At 65.7% G+C, this 18,476-nt stretch carries 23 protein-coding genes; 3 read left to right on the forward strand and 20 right to left on the reverse strand.

Going from position 1 to position 18,476, the window contains the following annotated elements; all coding sequences use genetic code 11:
- Positions 1-29: 29 nt before the first annotated feature.
- Both WFM69_RS16790 and WFM69_RS16795 read left to right on the forward strand, forming a co-directional pair.
- On the forward strand, positions 30-1,742 hold the full coding sequence (locus tag WFM69_RS16790) for an AIPR family protein (RefSeq protein ID WP_337006706.1): 1,713 nt from the start codon (positions 30-32) through the stop codon (positions 1,740-1,742).
- A 731-nt stretch (positions 1,743-2,473) separates the two neighbouring features.
- The gene (locus tag WFM69_RS16795) at positions 2,474-2,809 is read left to right on the forward strand and encodes a hypothetical protein (RefSeq protein WP_067117672.1); all 336 of its coding nucleotides are present in this window, start codon (positions 2,474-2,476) and stop codon (positions 2,807-2,809) included.
- Between the two features lie 95 nt (positions 2,810-2,904).
- Here WFM69_RS16795 and WFM69_RS16800 read toward each other — a convergent pair whose 3' ends face one another.
- From WFM69_RS16800 to WFM69_RS16810, 3 genes are read right to left on the reverse strand one after another with little or no spacing between them, the layout of a single operon-like run.
- Positions 2,905-3,792 (reverse strand): hypothetical protein, encoded by an 888-nt coding sequence (locus tag WFM69_RS16800; RefSeq protein ID WP_067117675.1) that lies wholly within the window; start codon positions 3,790-3,792, stop codon positions 2,905-2,907.
- A gap of 11 nt (positions 3,793-3,803) precedes the next feature.
- Positions 3,804-5,348 (reverse strand): relaxase/mobilization nuclease domain-containing protein, encoded by a 1,545-nt coding sequence (locus tag WFM69_RS16805; protein WP_337006709.1) that lies wholly within the window; start codon positions 5,346-5,348, stop codon positions 3,804-3,806.
- Positions 5,349-5,374: 26 nt separating this feature from the next.
- Positions 5,375-5,773, reverse strand: a complete 399-nt coding sequence (locus tag WFM69_RS16810) for a MobC family plasmid mobilization relaxosome protein (RefSeq protein WP_337006711.1) — start codon at positions 5,771-5,773, stop codon at positions 5,375-5,377.
- A gap of 138 nt (positions 5,774-5,911) precedes the next feature.
- Between WFM69_RS16810 and WFM69_RS16815 the strand changes: the two genes are divergently transcribed.
- Positions 5,912-6,196 carry a hypothetical protein gene (locus WFM69_RS16815; RefSeq protein ID WP_067117683.1) on the forward strand — a complete coding sequence of 95 codons (285 nt, stop codon included), beginning with the start codon at positions 5,912-5,914 and terminating at the stop codon, positions 6,194-6,196.
- Between the two features lie 169 nt (positions 6,197-6,365).
- Here the strand turns inward: WFM69_RS16815 and WFM69_RS16820 are convergent, their stop codons facing one another.
- The 17 genes from WFM69_RS16820 to WFM69_RS16900 form a co-directional block, all read right to left on the reverse strand.
- Positions 6,366-7,376, reverse strand: a complete 1,011-nt coding sequence (locus tag WFM69_RS16820; RefSeq protein WP_082914300.1) for a zeta toxin family protein — start codon at positions 7,374-7,376, stop codon at positions 6,366-6,368.
- Positions 7,373-7,846 carry a hypothetical protein gene (locus WFM69_RS16825; RefSeq protein WP_137772170.1) on the reverse strand — a complete coding sequence of 158 codons (474 nt, stop codon included), beginning with the start codon at positions 7,844-7,846 and terminating at the stop codon, positions 7,373-7,375. The genes WFM69_RS16820 and WFM69_RS16825 overlap by 4 nt, the downstream gene beginning before the upstream one ends.
- A 47-nt stretch (positions 7,847-7,893) precedes the next feature.
- Positions 7,894-8,112, reverse strand: a complete 219-nt coding sequence (locus WFM69_RS16830) for a hypothetical protein (RefSeq protein WP_067117690.1) — start codon at positions 8,110-8,112, stop codon at positions 7,894-7,896.
- A gap of 235 nt (positions 8,113-8,347) precedes the next feature.
- Positions 8,348-8,821, reverse strand: a complete 474-nt coding sequence (locus WFM69_RS16835; protein WP_067117693.1) for a hypothetical protein — start codon at positions 8,819-8,821, stop codon at positions 8,348-8,350.
- Positions 8,822-8,835: 14 nt separating this feature from the next.
- Complete coding sequence (locus WFM69_RS16840) at positions 8,836-9,423, reverse strand: thermonuclease family protein (protein ID WP_337006715.1); 588 nt, start codon at positions 9,421-9,423, stop codon at positions 8,836-8,838.
- Between the two features lie 72 nt (positions 9,424-9,495).
- A complete protein-coding gene (locus WFM69_RS16845) occupies positions 9,496-10,098 on the reverse strand; it encodes a hypothetical protein (protein ID WP_067117699.1) in 603 nt (200 codons plus the stop codon).
- Between the two features lie 41 nt (positions 10,099-10,139).
- On the reverse strand, positions 10,140-10,931 hold the full coding sequence (locus WFM69_RS16850; protein WP_067117702.1) for a ParA family protein: 792 nt from the start codon (positions 10,929-10,931) through the stop codon (positions 10,140-10,142).
- Positions 10,928-11,263: a hypothetical protein gene (locus tag WFM69_RS16855; protein WP_171011028.1), complete on the reverse strand. Its 336-nt coding sequence runs from the start codon at positions 11,261-11,263 to the stop codon at positions 10,928-10,930. The genes WFM69_RS16850 and WFM69_RS16855 overlap by 4 nt, the downstream gene beginning before the upstream one ends.
- Positions 11,264-11,289: 26 nt before the next feature.
- Positions 11,290-11,736 (reverse strand): single-stranded DNA-binding protein, encoded by a 447-nt coding sequence (locus WFM69_RS16860; RefSeq protein ID WP_067117708.1) that lies wholly within the window; start codon positions 11,734-11,736, stop codon positions 11,290-11,292.
- Between the two features lie 102 nt (positions 11,737-11,838).
- Positions 11,839-12,075, reverse strand: a complete 237-nt coding sequence (locus WFM69_RS16865; RefSeq protein WP_067117711.1) for a hypothetical protein — start codon at positions 12,073-12,075, stop codon at positions 11,839-11,841.
- A gap of 3 nt (positions 12,076-12,078) precedes the next feature.
- Positions 12,079-12,324 (reverse strand): glutaredoxin-like protein NrdH, encoded by a 246-nt coding sequence (gene nrdH / locus WFM69_RS16870; RefSeq protein WP_067117713.1) that lies wholly within the window; start codon positions 12,322-12,324, stop codon positions 12,079-12,081.
- A 435-nt stretch (positions 12,325-12,759) separates the two neighbouring features.
- Positions 12,760-13,698, reverse strand: coding sequence for a DUF3560 domain-containing protein (locus WFM69_RS16875; protein ID WP_337006719.1), 939 nt, complete (start codon positions 13,696-13,698; stop codon positions 12,760-12,762).
- Between the two features lie 88 nt (positions 13,699-13,786).
- Positions 13,787-14,005 carry a hypothetical protein gene (locus WFM69_RS16880; RefSeq protein WP_067117720.1) on the reverse strand — a complete coding sequence of 73 codons (219 nt, stop codon included), beginning with the start codon at positions 14,003-14,005 and terminating at the stop codon, positions 13,787-13,789.
- A 54-nt stretch (positions 14,006-14,059) separates the two neighbouring features.
- Positions 14,060-15,427 (reverse strand): ParB/RepB/Spo0J family partition protein, encoded by a 1,368-nt coding sequence (locus tag WFM69_RS16885; protein ID WP_067117723.1) that lies wholly within the window; start codon positions 15,425-15,427, stop codon positions 14,060-14,062.
- Between the two features lie 76 nt (positions 15,428-15,503).
- Complete coding sequence (locus WFM69_RS16890; RefSeq protein WP_113681848.1) at positions 15,504-15,722, reverse strand: hypothetical protein; 219 nt, start codon at positions 15,720-15,722, stop codon at positions 15,504-15,506.
- 357 nt (positions 15,723-16,079) lie between these two features.
- Positions 16,080-17,975, reverse strand: coding sequence for a helix-turn-helix domain-containing protein (locus tag WFM69_RS16895; protein WP_137772175.1), 1,896 nt, complete (start codon positions 17,973-17,975; stop codon positions 16,080-16,082).
- A gap of 242 nt (positions 17,976-18,217) precedes the next feature.
- A complete protein-coding gene (locus tag WFM69_RS16900) occupies positions 18,218-18,469 on the reverse strand; it encodes a hypothetical protein (protein ID WP_067117872.1) in 252 nt (83 codons plus the stop codon).
- Between the last annotated feature and the right edge of the window lie 7 nt (positions 18,470-18,476).

The raw sequence follows: 18,476 nt of genomic DNA on the forward strand, positions 1-18,476 counted from the left end.
GTCGAACACAACGAAGTGAAGGAGCAACCGTGACCGAGGAAGACCTTGGCGATGGTACCCACGCCGAGACGCTCGCAGTTGAAATAGCGGCGCATCAGATTGGAAGCCGTACTCCTCAAGCCGCGCTTCTTGCCTGGTTTCTCGAGGCTGTCTGGAAGCTCGATCCAGAAGAGGTCATCGACGCGATCTGCGACGGCCCAGGGGATAAGGGTATCGACGCGCTATACGTCGACGAAGAGGCGTCTGAGATCACCGTTTTTCAGTCGAAGATGCGCAAGAACCCCAGCACCTCTACGCAGGGAGATTCCGAGCTCAAAGCGTTCGTCGGCGTCGCGACGTACTTCGAAAGTGTTGAGGGGATGGATTCCCTCATCGCCTCTAAGCCGAACGCAGAACTCAGGAAGCTTCTCACCCGCCAGAAGATCAGGGATCGACTTGCCGACGATTCTTACTCAGTGAGGTTGGTGTTCCTGACGAACGCTCCTCTGGATGCAGCTGGCGCGGACTACGTGCACGCCCGTGAGGGCGTCGAACCGACGCTGGTGGTGTACGACGGCCCGATGCTGGGGGAGGTGGCGGAGCGTACGCGGCGGCCAGATCTGCGCCAGGAGACTGTGACCATCAAGGCTCTGGATCCGCCAATTGTCCGGAAGCTCACTGAGACCGAGCAGATGGCCGTCACGCTCGTTCAGGCGAAGGAACTCATCGCCCTGCCCGGCATCTCGGACCAGACCCTCTTCAGCCGAAACGTGCGACTAGCGGTCGGCCGAACGGGTGTGAACAGTCAGCTCAAGGAAACAGTCCGAAAGCCGAGCGAGCATCGACTGTTCCCGGCATTCCACAACGGACTGACGCTGCTCACTGACAAGCTGACAGTTGAGGGAACGGAGCTAACGCTCACCGGTGTCGGCGTAGTAAACGGTTGCCAATCCCTCACCACGCTTTACAACAACTCAGACGCCATCACCGACGGCCTCGCTCTGCTGGTGAAAGTGGTCCAGGTTCCCAGTTCTACCGATGTCTCGGATCGGATCACCTATCGGTCGAACAATCAGAACGCTGTCACGCTGCGGGACCAACGATCCAATGACAAGGCTACGCGCGCGTTGCAGCGAGATGTGGAAGCGAATCTCGTGGGGCTGCTGACGCTGCAGGTGAAGACCGGGGAACAGGCCGTCGCTGGAACGCCGTCGATCGAGAACACCATTGCAGCTCAGCTGATTATGGCGTTCTACCTCGGAGAGCCGTGGGCCGCAGTGAGGAAACTGCGATTGTTCGACCAGGACTTCCGCCGAATCTTCTCGCGCGATATCAAAGCGCACCACCTCTACCTTGTACATCTCGTCGACGAGGCAGTTAGTGCGGCTCGGTCAGGCCTGCGGAGCGATCTGGCTGCCAGCTTTGCCGCGGTGCGGTTCACCCTTGTCTACCTCGTGAGTTGCGTGCTCGACCAGTCTGAGGCCGGATTGCAATTAAAAGCCGAACCAGAAAGATGGCTTGCTGACGCCACGGTGCGGGCCGAAACGGTCTCGAGCCTCAACGCGATCGCCGAAGAGGTCGTGGACAGCGTCAATGACTTCATCGAGACCCGGTTGGCCGAAGACGAAGATTTCGACCCCAAGGTCACGTTCAAGAGTCAGGCGGGTGTAGCCGGCGTGAAGACGTCAGCCCTGCGCACAGCGAAAACACTGAACCGTCGCGGGATTGGGTTCTATTTCTCCATCTCGCCGGTGTCAGAGTGACTTCACCAGCGGCGTAGAACATGCTGCGTTAGTACTTGCTGCCCCTGCGGAAGCCACCTGATCAGCGTCAACAGGTGACCCGTCGGTACTCAACTCCTCTTCGGAGGGACGACAGGCTGTATCAATGGGTCAGAGCGCCGAGAAGGTTTGACCAGTCCATACGCTCTAGTGCCGCGGGGAAGCCACTCGGAGCTGACGAGTCCCCGATTTGATTCTTTGTGCGCGGGTCGAAGGCCCATACCACGTGGACCCTTTCGGCGACGTTGTCTGGCCCCTGGAAGTCAAACCGCACAGGATGTCCATCGATCGATCCGTTGATTGAGGTTGTAACGCCAGGGATGCGAAGCGTCTCAGCGCCGAACACGAACTGGGCCCCTCGGGTGAGGAGAGCCGTATTGATCGCGTCGGTCAACTCCGAGCTGTTCATCGATACCCCCGTTGGTGCTGCTACGAATCGGCTGAGCTGCGAGTGCGCCGTTCCAGGATTCCAACGCTCACGCTAGCGGACGTTAGACGGCCACCAGCGCCCAGAGGTCAAGGTCCGGACGAGGTGAGGCTCTACAGGAGGGGGACGTTGGGGCTCGCAACGCCACCGCGCAAACCAGCCGGTGGGGTCAGCTGAGTATGACATAATTACGATTATCGGCTATTTCCCGAGCGTCGAGATTAGAACATACGAACTACCATAGCAAGGTACTCCGTGGACCGCTGTGGGAGGTGATCGTGCGCCGATGGGCACGAACAAGCGCTACCCGCACATGTCAATGCAACGGCTCGAAGAGAGCCAGCTGCGCGCGGCGCGCAAGCGCGGTCCGCTGCACTCCCTGACGCATGAACAACTGCGGCTCGACCGAAGTCCCGTGACCATCGTCCCGGAGCGGGAGAAGCTCTGGGGACTCGCCTGGCTGCGCTTCGGGGACACGGACGTGCAGTGCACCGTCCTGGTGCGGCGATGGACGGCGGATGCCGTCGGGGTCGAACTCTCACTCGACGATGAGGTTCTACGGTGCTGGATCTGGCAAGGGGCGTGCCAGCGCATCAGCGAGCGGACAGAGGCCTGGACGTAGCCCGTTGTGATCGACTCATGGCGCGGTGGCGAGCGTCCCGGCACAGAATGGAGGGCGTGATCACCATGGTGATCACGCCCTCCATCGACCGTCGGTCAGCGAGTGAGTTCGGTGCCGGCTTTCACCTGGCGGGAGCGGTTCACGCGCGCCTTGGGCGCGCCCTTCTTCCGCCCCTCGTTCAGAGCCTGGTTCGCGGAGCGCGGGTAACCGCTGGCCGACTCAGCCCGGGCCTTGCCTGCCTGCGTCTTCGCCTCCTTCACCGCGGCGACGTCGGCGGTGAAGTCCTGGTGCTGTTCGGCCTCGAACAGGTCGGCCTGACGCTCCTCCTGGGCTCCATCAGCGCGGAGAGTGTCGGCGCGCTCTTCGTGCTCCTCGGCCGCGTCCAGGTGCTCTTGAGTCTCCTCAGCGGAGGCGCCGGTGGAGATCTCTTCCTCGGTAGCCTTCGTGCGCTCTTCCTCCGCGAGGGCGTCTTCACGGTGCGCTGCACGCCAGTCATCGATCGCGTTCGTGAGCGCGTTGTGCTGGTCGAGTGGGCTCGTGGGGTGCTTGGCCACGATCTCGTCCGTGTGGACGCCGTAGAGGTCGCGGATCCGCTCGCGCATGATGTCGCGGGCGTCGGCCGCGCGTGGGTCTCCGTCGAGCTGCTGGAGGAGGGAGAACTGCGTCGCCACACGGTTTCCGTCCGCTCCTGCCCACCATCCGTCGCGGCGCACCTGGTCGCGTGCAACGGTGATCGCCACATCGACCTGACGGTCCCCCGCGGCCTGCGCCCGCTCGAGGTGACGGGCCTGGTCGCGTTCCGCTCGTTCTGCCTCGACACGGGCGCGCTCTGCGAGACGTGCAGCGCCTTCGTCGAGCTCGCGGGACTGGCGCGCCTTCTCGGCGCTCTTCGCTGCGATGCGCTCGCCTACCTGGCCGAGCGACATGAGACCGGCACGAATGGCTTGGTCGCCGGCCTGGAAAATCTCTTCCTGTTCGTTCATGGTGTCCCCCTCTATCTACCGAGATCCGGGCCGCTGGTGCGACCTGGGTTCATTGGTCGTTGTTGCGTCGTGGGTCGTGCTCCGATCGTAGATCCAGGCACCCCCGTAACGCTCTGTCCGGTCGTCCGCTGCATGCGTTCCTGTACGGCCTTCAACGCGGCCTCCGCGCTCGAGCGGAGGGCCGCTGCGTTGTCTGCCGCGCCGCGCTCGTGCTGCACAGTTGCGATGCGCTTCGCAACGCGATTCATCTGTCGCATGACAGCGATCCACCCCTCCCTACTGTCGGTGCCGGCGCCGCGCGCCATCAACCGCATCTGGTAGCCGGCATCGAGCGCACGACGCATCGGCACGGCAGATCCGCGCTGCCCCTGAGCGACGCGGGCGAACTCGTCAGAGGCGGCCGCGAGCGGTCCCGGCGTGCCGCGCTCGAGCGCCATAGACGCGTGCGCGTAGACGCCCGATAGATCCGCGGCCGCCGCCTCAGCACTGAACACCGGGGCACTCTCCCCCGGCCGCACTGCCTCGGTGTCGTGACCTGCCACACGCGCCATGGCGATCTCCGAGACGGGCGCAGCCTTCACCTTCTCGGGGGCGTCAAAACCGCGCACCCGGGCGGCGCGGCCCGCACCCTTCCAGGCATCCACCGCGGCAAGCTCGCTCGCGTTCGTGTGCTCCCACCCGGAGCGCAGCTGGGGCAGACCGAGCGAACGATCCAGCTTGGACGGTGCGTACCAGACGGGCTTCTCGTCGGCCTTCGTGGGGATCATCGCCGCGGTGTATCCGACGACGCGATCCGTGCCGCCTTTCTCGTATCGAGGGCGCACGATCACGCGGGCATTGCGTGCGGCGGCGATGAATTCTTTCTCGGAGTCCGAGTTCGCTGCGACCGTGCGCAGGCGTCGGCGCAGCTCGTCGCGCTGCGTGTACGCCTCGCCTTCGCGCGCGGCTCGTGCGGTCTCTGCCGGCTTGTTCGCGCTGAGGGTTCGGGCGTTCTGCTGTCGGCTCTCCAGGACGTCGAGTCGGTACTTGACTTCGAGCTCGCCGGCGATCTTCTGTGCGCGCACGTAGTCGCGATGCGTGTCCGCCTTGGTGCCGTCCTCGCGCACCAGGTTGACGGCGATGTGTACGTGGTCGTTGCCCGATGTGGACAGGCCGTGACGGATCGCAACCCAGCGGCAAGACCGCTCGCCCTCCTCGTCGACGAAACCCATCTCGCGGACAAAGTCGGTCGCGATCGCGGACCACTGCTGGTCACTCAGCTCGCCCTCTTCGGCCTTCACGCTGAGCGAGCAGTGCCACACGTGAGCGTCGCGCCTCTCCCCCGTCGCGACTCGCTCACCGGTCTCCTCGTCGATGTCGTACACCGGCACGGTGACCTCCGTGCCGAACAGCTTCGACGGCAAGTCGAGCGCGTTCGCGAGGTCCAAGCCCGCGTCCGCTGAAAGCTCTCCCTGCCCGGCCAACTCCACGATCACATCGTGTCCCGCGACAACGTGCGGCGCCGTGTGCTCGTTCGCCCGACCCGGACCACGGAGGTACATGATCAGCCCCGGCATACTCCCACCCCGGGTGATGTTCGGCATCATCGCGAACTCACCAACTGCGGCAGCAACTCGTCGATCTTCGCCGACACCTCACGCACCGCACGCAACGCGTGGTGCAGCTCATCCCCCGGCTGCTCCCCCGCGTTCGTCGCACGCGCGATCTGGTTCACATTGTTCGCCAGCGACGCAAGAAGGCGACGCGTGTGGAAGAACTCGGCCGCAAGCCGACGACGATCCGTCGACGTCTCGCCATGCTCCGCAAGAGCGGCCTCGACCATGAGGCGCGGAATGGTGACGTCCGCCTCCAGCGCACGCTGCAGCAGCAGCGCCTCCTCCTCCGCTGTCACTCCCACCTTGTGGGTGTGCTGGCGGCCGCCCGGCGCGTTCTCACGCCGCCGCCGCCCGCGAACTCGCGACGGAACAGGAGCGTCAGCCATGACTCTGCTCCCCTGCCCAGTGCAACGACCCGACCACGTTGGGAACAGCCCGGCACAATGCCGGCAAGCGACTTAGGGTACCTAAGTCTCTAGCTTGCTCCCGTTCCATGCGTTCATCATACCTGCTAGAGTTGTGCTATGACAGCCGAACACGTGATTGAATCCGCCGAGCGCAAAGCGCGCGAGCTTCTGGATCAGCGCATCGAATCGGTGCGTGCCGTCGTCCGTGCGCAGCACGACACCGCGGCGCTGCGAGAACAGCTTGCCGAGTCCGAAAGGGAGAGCGCTCGCCTGTACCGTGCCGCGCTCAGTGACGGCTGGTCGGAGGCCGAGTTGAAGAAGCTCGGGATCACGGAGACCGGGCCGAAGACGTCACGACGTCGCAGCGCAGCCGCGTCCTCAGACAGCGAGCAGAACGGCTAATCAGCCTGGCTCACGATCCGCATTCCCCCTCACCCGATGCCGGATCATCGCAGCAGAAAGGACCCTGTCAAGGGCGCTTCGCGTCGCTACGCGATGAGGCACGGCCTCCCCCTTGACAGGGTCCTTTCTGCTGTATGGCGGCTTGATATCGGGTAAGGGAGAAGAGCGCTTAGGACAGCTCCGGTCCCCCGCGCCCTAGGTCTTTCTGCGATCCGGGTTTCCGAACGGCCGCCGTCGGCGCACGCTTCATGTACGCGGCATCGACCATCGGCCCGCCCGGGTGCAGGCGCGCCAGATTCAACTCTCGCGCTGGCTGCGCCCGACGCCCTTCCGCGATTGCAGAACGGTGCTCGTCCATCGATGTGAAATGACGCTCGAATCGCTGAACCGCCGGATTCTCCGCGAGCAGAGCTGCAGCATCCTGCGAGCGGGCACGACCGTGCGCCGTGTCGAAGAGAGGACGCGCATACGCGCTCGGCACCCAACGGCCACCGAGTGGATCCTGCCCCGCCTCGGCCGCGGTGATGGCCTCAGACCACCGCTGCACGATGCGCTCCTCCGAGACCTCGAACGGCACCTCCACGTCGACAACATGGACGCTGTAGCCGGCACGCTCCAGCTGTGTGCCGAGTTCGACCGCGGACGCCTCACTGCCCAACACGGTGTCGACGATGATATTCGTCCCTCGGGTCATCATCCGCGCCCGCTGCGCGGACGCAAGCTCCGACGACTCTTCGTGAACGAGCGCCGCCAACTCCATCGGGTAGAGCCGCTCCCCCGCCACCTCCAGGTCGCGGACGGCCGCCGGCTTGATCCATGACTCGTACGATCCATCCGCGATCGACTGGCGCAGCAGCGCGGCCTTGAAGTCGTCGGCATCGATGTTCACGTACGACGACTTCGACGCTCCGAGCACCCGATCCGCAACGCTCCCCTTGCCGGCACCGGGCGGCCCCGCGAGCACCAGAGCCTTGCTCTCGCCCCGCGCGTCCGGATAGCGCGCCGCTGCGTCTGCGAGCAGCTGCCCAAACAGTCGCCCCCGCTGCGGTGTCAACTCACCGTCGACCCACCATGTGGGGTTGTTGATCGTCGCCGTCGGCGCATCCTTCGACACAGGCCCACCCGGACGGGAGAGCTGCCGAATCAGATCGATATGACGCTCAGCTTCCGCCGGACTCACTCGGCCGCCGCTCGCGGGTGACGACGCTCGAAGACCTCTTCGTAGATCTCGTCATCGATCAGTCCGGCATAGCTCGCCTGCTCGACCTCAGCCCACGACCCCTCAGGGTGAACAATCACATCGTCAAGCTCGAGCTCGGGATTCGTCTTCCCTCTCGGGGCATACGGCCACCGCGTGAGCTCGTCAACCAGGTGCTCCCGCTCGAGGAAGCCGGCCGCATATCGCTGACAGATCTCATACGGCGATGCACCCGAGAAACCCTCTCGCGGCAGCGCCGTCTTCGTCGCCGTCTTCAACGCATTCGTCACCGACGGCTGCGCAATCCCCAGCCACCCCGCGATCCGCACCTGCGTGTACCCACGCTCCCCCAGAATCCGCAACGAACGCCGATAGTCCAGGTCGTCAATTTCCTTCCTCAGCCGAGCCCGAACAGCAGCCCGCGCCTCAGCAGGGATCTCCATGACAGTCATGATCACCACCTCCTATAGCCCAGTCTATAGGAGGATCATAGAAGCGGCTATAGCGACTGATCGCGACGGGCGGTTCCGAAGTCCGGGTCTCGATCTGCTCGCCACAGACCGTTCCATGCCCTGGTCACCAGCTCCCGAGTGCGGGAGGCGCGATCGTCGTCCGATCCGCGAAGCTCGGGCGGCGGCTCGAAGTAGGGCTCTTTCAGCTGCTTGGCGACCAGCGATTTCGAGATCTTGAGCATCCGTGCGACCTCTCGAACGCTCATCCCCTGCTCAGTCAACACAGCGATCGCTTGCGCTCGTACAACGTGGTGTGCGCGATACGCGTCCCACTTGAACTCCACGGCACGCTCTAGCGCAGCGGCCGCATCCTCCGTGGAAACAGGCTCGCCGTGCCAAGTGGGACGCGGCGCCGGCGTCAACGAATCAAGGAACTTTCGCTTCGACTGTCCACTCATGTGGACAGTCGATCGCAGAGTGTCCATTCGTGTGGACACTTGCTCAGAGAATCAGCTGCATCTCACTCGGGTGCACGTGCGCGACGTCGTGGCCTCGACGGAGGACGCATGGCCACTCACCGCGGCCGCCGTGATTGCATCGCAGCTCGTCGAGCGCTTCATCCGCGTCCTCCCAGTCCTCCCGTAGGTCAGTTGCGCGGTTTGCTTCATCGCGGAATCGGGCGAGGGCTTGCGCGTAGTTGTCGGGTGCTGCGTCGGACTCGTCGAAGTCCTCCCGGTGCTCCCCCGCATGCCCCTGGGAGTACGTGCACTTCGCGTCGATCACGTACTCATCTTCTTCACCATCGGGCCCAGTGACCGCGTAGGCGAACGGCGCTCGGCATTCGAGCGCTTCGAGCGCGGCCTGCGCGTCGTCGACGCGGGCGGACGCCGCCCGGTATGCGCTCAACGCCTCGTCGAAGCGCGTCGCCGCCGTCGTGAAGTTGCGGGGATCCACAGGCGTGTTCTCTGCGTTCATGGTCGTTCCCTTCCTCACCGGTCCACTGAGGGGCAGGCGCCCCACAGCCCAACGCGTTCGTCTCTGGCGGCCGCTTCCGCGGCCAGGTGGTCAGATTGTCCCTCATAGGACTTGTCGTAGGTGTACTCGTAGCCGGTGCCAGCTGCGATCGCGAGCACCGCGGCGCTCTGCCCGTCGACGTCGACGTGGCGGAGTAGCCGGCCGTACGCGTCTACGTCGGCCTGCGTGCTGTCGCTCTGCAGCTCAACCTTGCGGCCGTACAGCAGCTCGTCTAGGAAGTTGCGAGCCTCGATCGCGTAGCAGTCCCCCGCTGCGCCGTCGCGTCCGATCTCAGGCGTATCGATGCCGATGATTCTGACGCGCGACTCCCCCGCGCTTGTCTTGACGTCGATAGCGTCGCCGTCGACGACGGCGACAACCTCGGCCGCCTCGGCGGCCGCCACTACTGTCTGCGTTTCTGCAGGGCGTTCCTGCGGCGTACAACCGGCCGTCGACACGAGGGCCACGGCGAGCCCAGCGGTGGTGATCAGCAACGCACGCGTGCGCCGTGGCGGGCGCCGCGTGACGACCGGCCGATTGCCGGGGTTGTTCTCGTCCGTCACGATGTGCTCCTTGTCGATGTGGGGTGGTAAGTCCCGGTGGTCTGCCGTGTCTGGTTGGTCTATCGTGTGCGGTTAGCGAACGAGCCGGTTCGGCAGGCGCTCTGGCGGGGTCGGCAGCGTTCCTCCGTTGCTCGCTCGGGCAGCGTCGACGGCGATGCCGATGGCTTCGGCGGCCCATGCGCTGTCGGATGGCCAGCGGCCGGCCTGTTGATCGGCAGTGATAGCCGCGCGCATCCGCTTCATGGTGACGGTGGGGATGTTGAAGGACCGGGTGGAGCCGGTGCGCTCCTCGGAGCGCCCTCGAAGGCCGCCCCGAGTGGCACGCTGCTTCGGAGTCCGCGCCGCGTGTGTGTCGAGCGCTGCGGCGATCCAGCGGGCGAATGTGTCCGCCTCTCCCCCGTTGGTCCAGTCGGCGAGATATGCCGCTCGAGCGCCATTGAACTCGTCGGGCGTGAGGTAGATGCCCAGGCGGTCCGTGTCGCCGGGAGCCGCCTGCGGTCGCTTCTTCGGCGCCGCTGTCGGCCGACGCTCGGGCGTCGCTCGCGCCGGCGTGACCTCGTTGACCGGCTCTGCGGGCGGCTCTGCCGGCGCTTCCTCGGCGGGCGCGTCGACGGGTTCATAGAATTCGTGCGCGAGCGCGGCCGCGTTGCGGTCGCGGAGGCTTCGACGTGCCATGGCTGTCTCCTTGGTCTGGTTGGTCAGTGCTGTTTTGTTTGTCAGGCGGTGACGGGCACGGGTGGTGCGGTCTTTCGCGCGGGAATGGGAGTCCCGATGATCGGTGCGAGCGCCTGGGCGTAGTCCTCGGCGATCGCAGAGCCCGGCGCGTAAACGCTGACGGGCTTGCCGTCGGTGTAGGCGTCTTTGGCGGCTACTGCCTCGCGGACGGGGCTGGTGATGCGGCCGGGGAACTGCTCGGTAAGCACTTCGACGACTTCTCGATCGATCAGCCGCCCGTGGCGGTACTTGGTGGGGACGATCCAGTGGATGCGCTGCCCGACGTGCAGCCGGGGTGCGACGCGCTGCGCCACGAATTCATTGAGCTTGCCGAGCTGGTCATACGCTTCGGTCGCGCATTCGACGGGTGCGATCACGACGTCTGCAGCTGCAAGGGCAGAGAGGGTGAGGAGGCCCAATGCCGGCGGGGTGTCGATTACGACGTCATCCCAGTGGTCGGCGAGCTCCGGCATGTCGCGCAGCGAGGTGATGATCTCGGGCCGCTGGTCTAGAGAGGCGAGGTCCTGGCTTCCGACGAGAATGCTCACACCCGGCACGCTCGGCGACGGGACGGCCGCCTCGAGCGCGGATGCTTCCCCGACCAGCACGTCAGCTGCGACCGCCGACAACTCCGTGTCTTCGGTCACGCCGAGGCGCTTGGTGAGGTTGCCCTGCTGGTCGAGGTCGATTGCCAGCACGCGCCGCCCCATGGCGACGAGTGCCGCCGCGAGGTCTGCGGATGTCGTGGTCTTGCCCGATCCTCCCTTGAGGATCGCGAGCGTGTAGACGGTCACTTGGAGTCTCCCTGAGGGTCGAGCTGGTCGATGCCGCGCTGCACGGTCTCGATCAGCGCCGTGTTGACGGACACCTTCTTGCGGTCGGCGTAGTCCATGATCCGATCGCGGGTGTCTTCGTGGCCTGCCCACTGGATGAGGTTCGCGCGGGGTGCGGAGCGTTCGGGACGGGCGTCTTCTTCCGCCTTAGCGTCGCGCAGCTCCTTGATCAGTTCCCGCAGCCTGTAGATACCAACGATGATCACGGTCACCAGCCCGCAGAGCACGAGCCAGCCGACGACGATCAGCACCCAGGCCCAGATGCCCCAAGCCAGGAATCCTTGAACAATCATGTTTTCTCCTTCGTCTCAGGCGGGGTTCAGAACGGGGTGTCGCTGTTGGGGATGTCGGCGACTTCCCATGAGCCGGCCTGGTCGCTCTGATTGCCCTGCTCCCCCGCTGCGGTCTTGCGCTCGGCCTTCTTCGCGGTGACCGTGTGGTACTTGAGGCTGAATCCCACCTCAACGGCGGTGACCTGCTGCGCGGTGCGCTCCTGCTCGGTGCCCTTATCGGTCCACCGGTTGGTTTCGATGCGTCCCTCGATCGTCAGTCGATCTCCCTTGTGGGACGAGGCCGCGACGTTCTCGGCCTGCTCACCCCAGGCTTCGACGCGGAACGCGTTGGGCTCGGCGTCTTCGAATCCTCCGTCGGGCGTTCGGCGCTGTCGGTTCTCGATGATGGTGAAGTGGACCACGGGGCGGCCGTTCTGCGTGTAGCGCAGCTCGGGATCCGCGGTGAGGTTGCCGGCGAAGGTGATGGTCGACATGGGTTCTGCTCCTTGTGGTTGGTGGTGTTGGTCCGCCGTGTTGTTACTGTCAGTCTAGCCTAGTTGGTCAATGTGGTCTAGTTCATATCACGTGTTTTCTGGTCACTCTGGTGCGTCATCAGTCGGCACGTCGAGCTGAGCCCGCTTGCGTGCAAACTCCGCGAGCTGCTCGGGGGAGTAGTTGGCCTTCATGTACCAGTGATTCGCCTGCCACTGCCAAAGGTCAACGTCCCGCTGCAGCTGCGCGTTCTCGCTGGTGAGCCGGATGATCTCTTGCCGCATCCAGTTGAAGGACTCCCACGACACCGGGCCGCGCTCGTCTCTCTGCTCCTCGTCCATCGCTCAGCCCATGTGAGCGGCGACGCGCTCGATGTGATCAGGACGGAAACCGCTCCAGTGATCCTCGTCGTCGACGACCACGACGGGCGCCTGTGCGTAGCCGAGTTCCTTGACGTACTCGAGCGCAGCGTCGTCCTCGCTGAGGTCCACGACGCGATAGGGAATGTTCTTGGCGTCGAGCGCCCTATACGTGGCGTTGCACTGGACGCAGTTCGGCTTACTGTACACCCGCAGCTCGTTCTCGATCATGTCCCTTGTCCTTTCTCGATCAATTCGCTGGCTCGTTCCTGATAAGCGGAGCAGTGCCGCAGCAGCAGGGCCGGAACACAACCGCTAGGCGGTGGGGGAGAGAATTTCGTTGCGATGTGAGGGAGCGTAGCGACCGCGTGGCGAAAATCTTGGAGGAGCCGGCCCCGCAGGGGCTTGTGTGTAGGACCGCGGCGGCAATGATGGAGCGGCAGGAACGATGCCCGAAGCTCTTAGAGCCTGGTGGCCCGCGAGGGCCACTCCTGGCCGCGTAGCGGCCCCGACGGGGGAGTGCGAGGGGGTTGCTCCCCTCGCGCCCCGATAGGGGCACGGCGGGCCTGTGCGGCTGTAGAATTACGGTGTGCTTCCGGTGTGGTAACCGGTCGCCGTGTTGATGTCAGGCCCGGCTTCCCCATTGGGGAACCGGGCCTGACTGCGTCAGGCGGCGGGCTGGTGGTCCTGGATCTCGGCGTATGGTGCGCGGTCGGTCCAGCTGTAGGGCGTCTCGACGCTGACCGTCTTGGCGTTGACGCGGGCGACCTTGGCCCAGTGGCCGCGGATCTTCACGGCGTCACCTTTGGCGATCGTGTCGCGGCTGTAGCCGGTGGCCGTGCCGGTGGCGATCTGGTCGGCGCGTACCTGCTCCCAGTAGGCGAGCTGGTCGCGCAGCTCGTCGAGCTTGGGCGCGTAGTGCTTTGCCCTCTTGGCCTTCTGCTCGTCGATCGCGGGGCGGTAGCCCTTCTCCGGGTCGTACACGTCAGCGATGATCTGGCGCTCGTAGCGGCGGATATCAGCGCCGATCTTCTCGATGCGGTTGGCCACGGTCACCGGGTTGTAGCGGGCGTCGGTCGTTGCGGCCGCTGCGTCGGCGCGGCGGGCGGCTTCCTCGGCGTCGTTGTGGGCGTCGATGCTGCGCCGCATGCTTTTGTGCGCCTTGTCGATCGCGTTGCGGTGGCGGCGCTCGGAGTGGTGGCCCACCTTGATCGGCTCGCCGCCCTCGGGCAGGCTTCCCACGTCGCGCATGTGCTTCTCCCATGCGGCGTCTGAGTTCGCGGCCTTCCGCTCGGCCTTGGCGTCGAGTGCTGCAGCGCGGTCGGCCTGGCGGGCGATCTTCGCGGCCTCGACTTCGGCGGTGCGCCGGGTCGTGCGGTCGATCTCCAGTGGTGCCAGCTCGAACCCTGCGGCCTCCAGCGCGGCGGCGGTGCGGGTGATGATGTGATCTTGGGGGAGCCGGTCGCGGCTGTTCGGGACGAACCATGCGCCGATGCTCCGGCCCCAGCGCCAGCGGTTGGCCTTGAGGATTGTGGCGGTTCCGTCGCCCTTGGCGGTTCCCTCGATGATGGTTCCGGCTTCATGCGTGTGGGTGATCGTCAGCATGGCGTGTGCTCCTTGTTCATGTGGGGTGGTTAGTCCCGGTGGTCTGCCGTGTTGTTACTTTCAGTATAGTCTAGTTGGTCAATGCTGTCTAGTCTGTGTCTGAGTGGTCTTCGATGTCTTCGAGCTCGACGCGGTCGAATCGGTGGGCGATCTTGTCGGCGACGCGCTGCGCTCGTGCGCGGGTGCGGTAGGTGCCGGTGCGGGTCTCGTCGAATGTGACGCCGTAGCGGGTGCGCAGATCGATCCCGGTTTCGCTGTGGAGATATCCGGTTTCGCCCTTGTAGGTGACGAGAATGCGGGTGCTCATGGGTGCCTCCTGGTTAGGGCGGGGCGGGCCTGTGACCCACCCCACCGAGTCTCACTACGGGGTGTCGGTGCTCTCGACCGTGGCGGCGATCTGCTCGACGGGGGAGAGGGTGTAGCCCCAGCCTGCGAGGGTCTGCAGGTAGTGTGCCGTCTCCGGTCGCGGACTCCGCCAGGTGGTGCGCCCGGTGCTGGCCTCGATGCCGCCGAGGACGATTGCCAGGGTGACGTGGCCCGCCTTGGTCGGGTGCGCGGTGAGGAAGTCCGCGAACCGGTCGCCGTAGTAGCCCGATACCGGCTCGACGCCGAGAAGGTCGGCCGCGAGGGCGTTCCCGCTCAGTTCCCCGGCGACCAGGTAGCGCGCTTCGGTGAGGCTTCGGGCGATGACTTGTGCGGAGTCCTTGGGGAGCGTCTTGCGCCCGAGGAACTGGGCGAGCCATTCCCGGCGCACGCTCTCGGCGGCGTCCCAGTCCTTGTTGTTGGCGATCAGCTGCTTGCGCTCTGCCTTCTCCTCGTCGGTCATCGGTCCGGCCTTGCGGCCCATGCCGTCGTCGACGACGGTGTAACCGAGGGCTTCCGGCTCGTCGACGTAGTAGTTCACCTGGTGGTTTCCGTCGCGCTGTCCGAGCACGTAGACGGCCACGCCGTCTTTCCCCTGGATCTCGTCTACGCTCACCCGCTCGCCCTCGCTCGTGCGGAGGTCACCGAGGCGGTAGGGGGTGCGGGCGTCCCATGCGGGGGCTTCGGAGAGGATGCGGTGGCCTTTGGCGGCTTCGACCTGTTCGCCTGCTTCCCGGGCCTGAGCGGTGGCGCGCTCGTCGCGGGCGCGCTGGACGGCGTGGGGGAAGTATCCCGGCTCCTCGTTTGCGATCCGGGTCAGCGTTGCGACGACGTCGGGGGCGTCTTCGAACTCGATCAGTGTTGCGGCCTGGTCCAGGGTCATTCCGGTTTCCGCGATCAGGCGGGTTCCGGTTTCGCTGGCCGCGACCGTCAGGCCCGTCTTGATCTTGTCTCGCTTCGTGCCGGTGCGCTTGGCGATCGCGGTGACGGAGAGTCCTTCGAGTTCCAGGGCCTTGTATGCCTGGATGCGGTCGCCGTCGGTGAGTGCCTGGCGCTGGTCGTTCTCCACCAGCTGTTCCACGATGCGCTGCGCGTCGTCGGCGGCGTCGGCCTCGACGATGTAGACGGGCACGCTCGGTAGGCCGACCTGCTGAGCGGCGAGGGTGCGGCGCTGGCCGTAGCGGACGTGCACGCCGTTCTCATCGCGGGTTGCGACGATGGGGACAAGAACGCCGTTCGCGCTCACGCTGTCAAGGAATTCCTTGTCCAGGCTTGCCTCTGCCGCCGTGCGGACGTTGGTCGCCACGTCGATGGTCTGCGGGTCGATAAGTTCGAGGACTCCGGCGGATGCTGTTGCAGTGGTCATACTGTGCTCCTTGTTCATGTGGGGTGGTAAGTCCCGTTGGTCTGCCGTGTTGTTACTATCAGTATAGTCTAGTTGGTCAATGCTGTCTAGGGTGTTCTTCGTCTCCTTCGTCGTGTCCTTCGCTGTGGCACTGCACCCAGTAGTCGGCGGATGCGGGGTAGCCGTGCGCTTCGAGCAGCGTGGCTAGAGCGTCGACTTCGCCACAGTTCAGGCTCATGGCCGTCTCTCGGGCCAGGTCGGCGTTTGCGAAGGTGTCGCAGAATGTGGTGGATGCGTCGAGCCGGGTAGCGCTCATGGTGACCTTCTTTCTGGACTGGTGTCCGATATTCGGGTGCAGGGGCCCTCGGCCCTTGCCCTAGCGGAGCGAGAGGGCCTCGGCCCGTCTTCTCTTCCTCCCCCACGTTTTTTCGCCGTGGAGGCACTCCGTGCCGACTAGGGAGGGCTGTTCTGAGCGCGAGAGACCGTGGAATACCGGACTGAGCGCAGCGAGGGAGGATATGCCGCGAAAGCTCTCGCGCTCAGGGCTGACCGACCGCACAATGCCACAGGCTCTATGGCGAAAATGTGGCGCCACCGGCGCCAGACAGCGGCCGCGTGCGTCCGGCCTCCACGAGGGCGTAGCCCTCGCCTCGAGCTGGGAGAGCCGTTCGGGTCATCCGGTGAGCTGCGCCTCGAGGAACGTGGCCAGGTCGCGCGCGTTGAGCCGGGCCGCTTCGAGTCGACGTGCGGTCTTGTGGTCGTACCGCTGGTTCGGTCCGCGTGGGTATCCCACGCGTTCGTGGACAGACTGACCGGGCAGCTGCAGAGCGCTCGGGTGAGCGCGTCGGCCTCGACGCCTCTTGCGATGCGCCTGGTGCTCCTCATGCATGATCAGCCGCCACTTCGCCCACACGATCCGCTCGACGTCGTACCGCCTCGCGCGATCGGCCAGGTACCCGTCGACGAAGAGGCGGACAGCGATCGGCTGCGGGTCGACGTCCTTGGCCGCCGTCCAGGAGCCGTCGACGAGGCGGACGAGTCCGTGGCTGTGCAGACGGTGCAGCAGACGGCGGACGGAGGCAGCGGTGAATCCGGTGCGGAGGGTGAGATCTGCCACAGTCCAGGAACCTCCGGGCAGCAGTTGGAGGTGGAGGTAGCCGGCGGCACGTCCGAGAGAGCCGGGAGCTGCGTAGATGTCCTGGTTGAGTGCGGTAGTTCTCAGGGTCAGCTCACGGAGGAGGGCGGTGCGGGCGGGGGGCATACGCCCTTGTGACAAATCGGGTTCGTGAGGATCTGTGGAGAACTTTTCGGAGAGGGTGTACCGAGCCCCGTGCTCGCCTTCGGCCTGGGCGGTGCGCCGGATCCAGCCGGCGTCCTGCAGCGCGCGGAGGGCGTTGTGGGCTGTCTGGCGGCACCAGCCGGTCTCCAGTGCCAGACGGCGGATGTCAGCCTCGATATCGAGTGAGACGGCTTGTGCCATGTACAGGCAGAGGGCGTCGAGAATGGCGCGGTGCGCCGCGGAGCCTCGTGCGGCCCTGTGGGCCGTGGAGCCGCGGTCGGCTCCCCACATACCGGGGAGCGCGTCAGCGCGCTCCTGGACGCGTGTGAGGGCTGCGACGACGTGATTTTCTCGCTGAGGGAAGGTGGGGTCGTCGCCCTGACCGTTAGAGGGGTTTGCGGCGGCGTAGTAGACGGCCATTCGCCAGGCCCCATCGATGACGTGTCGCTGTCCCGCCTCGGTGCGCGGCACGCGGGTGCCGACGTGGCGGCGTGTGCGTGCGTGCTCGAGCGCGGGGGCGGTGCGTGCGAGCGCGGCGACGTCGGCGCGGCGCCAGCGGGCGTTCGCGGCCGCAAGGAAGATCTGCGCCATGGTGGCGGAGGTGTCCGCGGCCGGGGGAGCGGCGAGGATCTCCCGGATGCGGGGGGACAGGTCGCGGCGTTCGCCGGCGAGGTAGGGGTGCCCGTCGGCGTCAGCGTCGACGTCGCGGGGACGGGTGGCCTGTGCTGCCGGCGGCAGCTCCACGCCTTCCTCGTCCAGCCACACGTCCAGGTCCTGGAGGCGCTGCGGGGTCGTGGTGGGCCTCAACAGCACCTCGACCGGTCCCAGGGGACGGGAGTGCCCGCCCGCGCGGTGTGGCGACAGCGGCGGCCGAACCGCACCGGTCGCGGGGTTCGTGAGCGGCGAGAGATCCAGAGAGGGCAGAACGGTCCGCGCTCGGCGCGCGAGCTGGTTCACGGTGCCAGCGTCAGCGGGCGCGGTGAGCGCGATCCAGACGTGGCGGCCGCCAGAGGGGCCGGACTCGCAGACGAGATACGCGATCGCGAGCTCGTCGAGCCACCGGGTCAGTCGGCGAGCATCTTTCGCCGGGTTTCCGCCCTTGGCGTCCAGGTCGAAGCACAGGTACCGGAATCCGCCGGCGGTGTCGGTGAGGGGGAGGGCCCAGGGGCCGTCAGGGGCAGCGGTGCTGTCGGACGGGTAGGTGGCGGTGTAGCTGTTCGTGAAGTCGCCGTGCGCGTCGCGGACGTCGACGCGGACGCTGCGTCGACGCGTGAGCTGGGACAGCGACACGGTGAGATCCCAGGCAGACTCCGGTGTCCCCCAATCGGAGGACACCCCGCGGCGTGTCGCGTCTAAGACGGCATGGAAATCTGCGTCAAGTGGCGTTATGATGGGGTCAACTCCTTTCGAGGTAGCGCATGACGAAGCCCCGGTACCCTCCGGTCTTCACTTCTCGATCCGTGTCCGTCGCCAAACATCTACGGGTCGAAATACTTGGGAGAAACCCGCCGCACATGCGGCGGGTTCTTTCGTTAAGCGGCTGGCACGCGCAGCATCCCGTCTTTGAGTGGCCGTTCGGGGAACCAGGTGGGACGCCCATAGGCGTCGAGCGGAAGGTGCTCGACCATGAGGTCGAACAGCTCCGACGGCGAGATCTCGAGTTCCTGCGCGAGCGCTTCCCAGCGCTTCTTGCTGGTGAGCTCGACCTCGTAGCCAAGGTTGGTCGGCTGTACCATCGTCCCTCTGGGACGGCGGTAGGTCCGCCGCTTCTTTTCGTCAGCCATGCAGTCA

Source organism: Microbacterium sp. LB12 (assembly GCF_037150835.1).
Lineage (GTDB): Bacteria > Actinomycetota > Actinomycetes > Actinomycetales > Microbacteriaceae > Microbacterium.

Excerpts from the sequence above, each read along its gene's own strand:
- WFM69_RS16845 (WP_067117699.1), bottom strand. The coding sequence starts at position 10,098 with ATGGCACGTCGAAGCCTCCGCGACCGCAACGCGGCCGCGCTCGCGCAC.
- WFM69_RS16805 (WP_337006709.1), bottom strand. The coding sequence starts at position 5,348 with ATGCCGGGGCTGATCATGTACCTCCGTGGTCCGGGTCGGGCGAACGAG.
- WFM69_RS16885 (WP_067117723.1), bottom strand. The coding sequence starts at position 15,427 with ATGACCACTGCAACAGCATCCGCCGGAGTCCTCGAACTTATCGACCCG.
- WFM69_RS16875 (WP_337006719.1), bottom strand. The coding sequence starts at position 13,698 with ATGCTGACGATCACCCACACGCATGAAGCCGGAACCATCATCGAGGGA.
- WFM69_RS16825 (WP_137772170.1), bottom strand. The coding sequence starts at position 7,846 with ATGACTGTCATGGAGATCCCTGCTGAGGCGCGGGCTGCTGTTCGGGCT.
- WFM69_RS16880 (WP_067117720.1), bottom strand. The coding sequence starts at position 14,005 with ATGAGCACCCGCATTCTCGTCACCTACAAGGGCGAAACCGGATATCTC.
- WFM69_RS16830 (WP_067117690.1), bottom strand. The coding sequence starts at position 8,112 with ATGAGCGTTCGAGAGGTCGCACGGATGCTCAAGATCTCGAAATCGCTG.
- WFM69_RS16795 (WP_067117672.1), top strand. The coding sequence starts at position 2,474 with ATGGGCACGAACAAGCGCTACCCGCACATGTCAATGCAACGGCTCGAA.
- WFM69_RS16800 (WP_067117675.1), bottom strand. The coding sequence starts at position 3,792 with ATGAACGAACAGGAAGAGATTTTCCAGGCCGGCGACCAAGCCATTCGT.
- WFM69_RS16900 (WP_067117872.1), bottom strand. The coding sequence starts at position 18,469 with ATGGCTGACGAAAAGAAGCGGCGGACCTACCGCCGTCCCAGAGGGACG.
- WFM69_RS16810 (WP_337006711.1), bottom strand. The coding sequence starts at position 5,773 with ATGGCTGACGCTCCTGTTCCGTCGCGAGTTCGCGGGCGGCGGCGGCGT.
- WFM69_RS16835 (WP_067117693.1), bottom strand. The coding sequence starts at position 8,821 with ATGAACGCAGAGAACACGCCTGTGGATCCCCGCAACTTCACGACGGCG.
- WFM69_RS16815 (WP_067117683.1), top strand. The coding sequence starts at position 5,912 with ATGACAGCCGAACACGTGATTGAATCCGCCGAGCGCAAAGCGCGCGAG.
- WFM69_RS16855 (WP_171011028.1), bottom strand. The coding sequence starts at position 11,263 with ATGATTGTTCAAGGATTCCTGGCTTGGGGCATCTGGGCCTGGGTGCTG.
- WFM69_RS16890 (WP_113681848.1), bottom strand. The coding sequence starts at position 15,722 with ATGAGCGCTACCCGGCTCGACGCATCCACCACATTCTGCGACACCTTC.
- WFM69_RS16865 (WP_067117711.1), bottom strand. The coding sequence starts at position 12,075 with ATGGACGAGGAGCAGAGAGACGAGCGCGGCCCGGTGTCGTGGGAGTCC.
- WFM69_RS16860 (WP_067117708.1), bottom strand. The coding sequence starts at position 11,736 with ATGTCGACCATCACCTTCGCCGGCAACCTCACCGCGGATCCCGAGCTG.
- nrdH (WP_067117713.1), bottom strand. The coding sequence starts at position 12,324 with ATGATCGAGAACGAGCTGCGGGTGTACAGTAAGCCGAACTGCGTCCAG.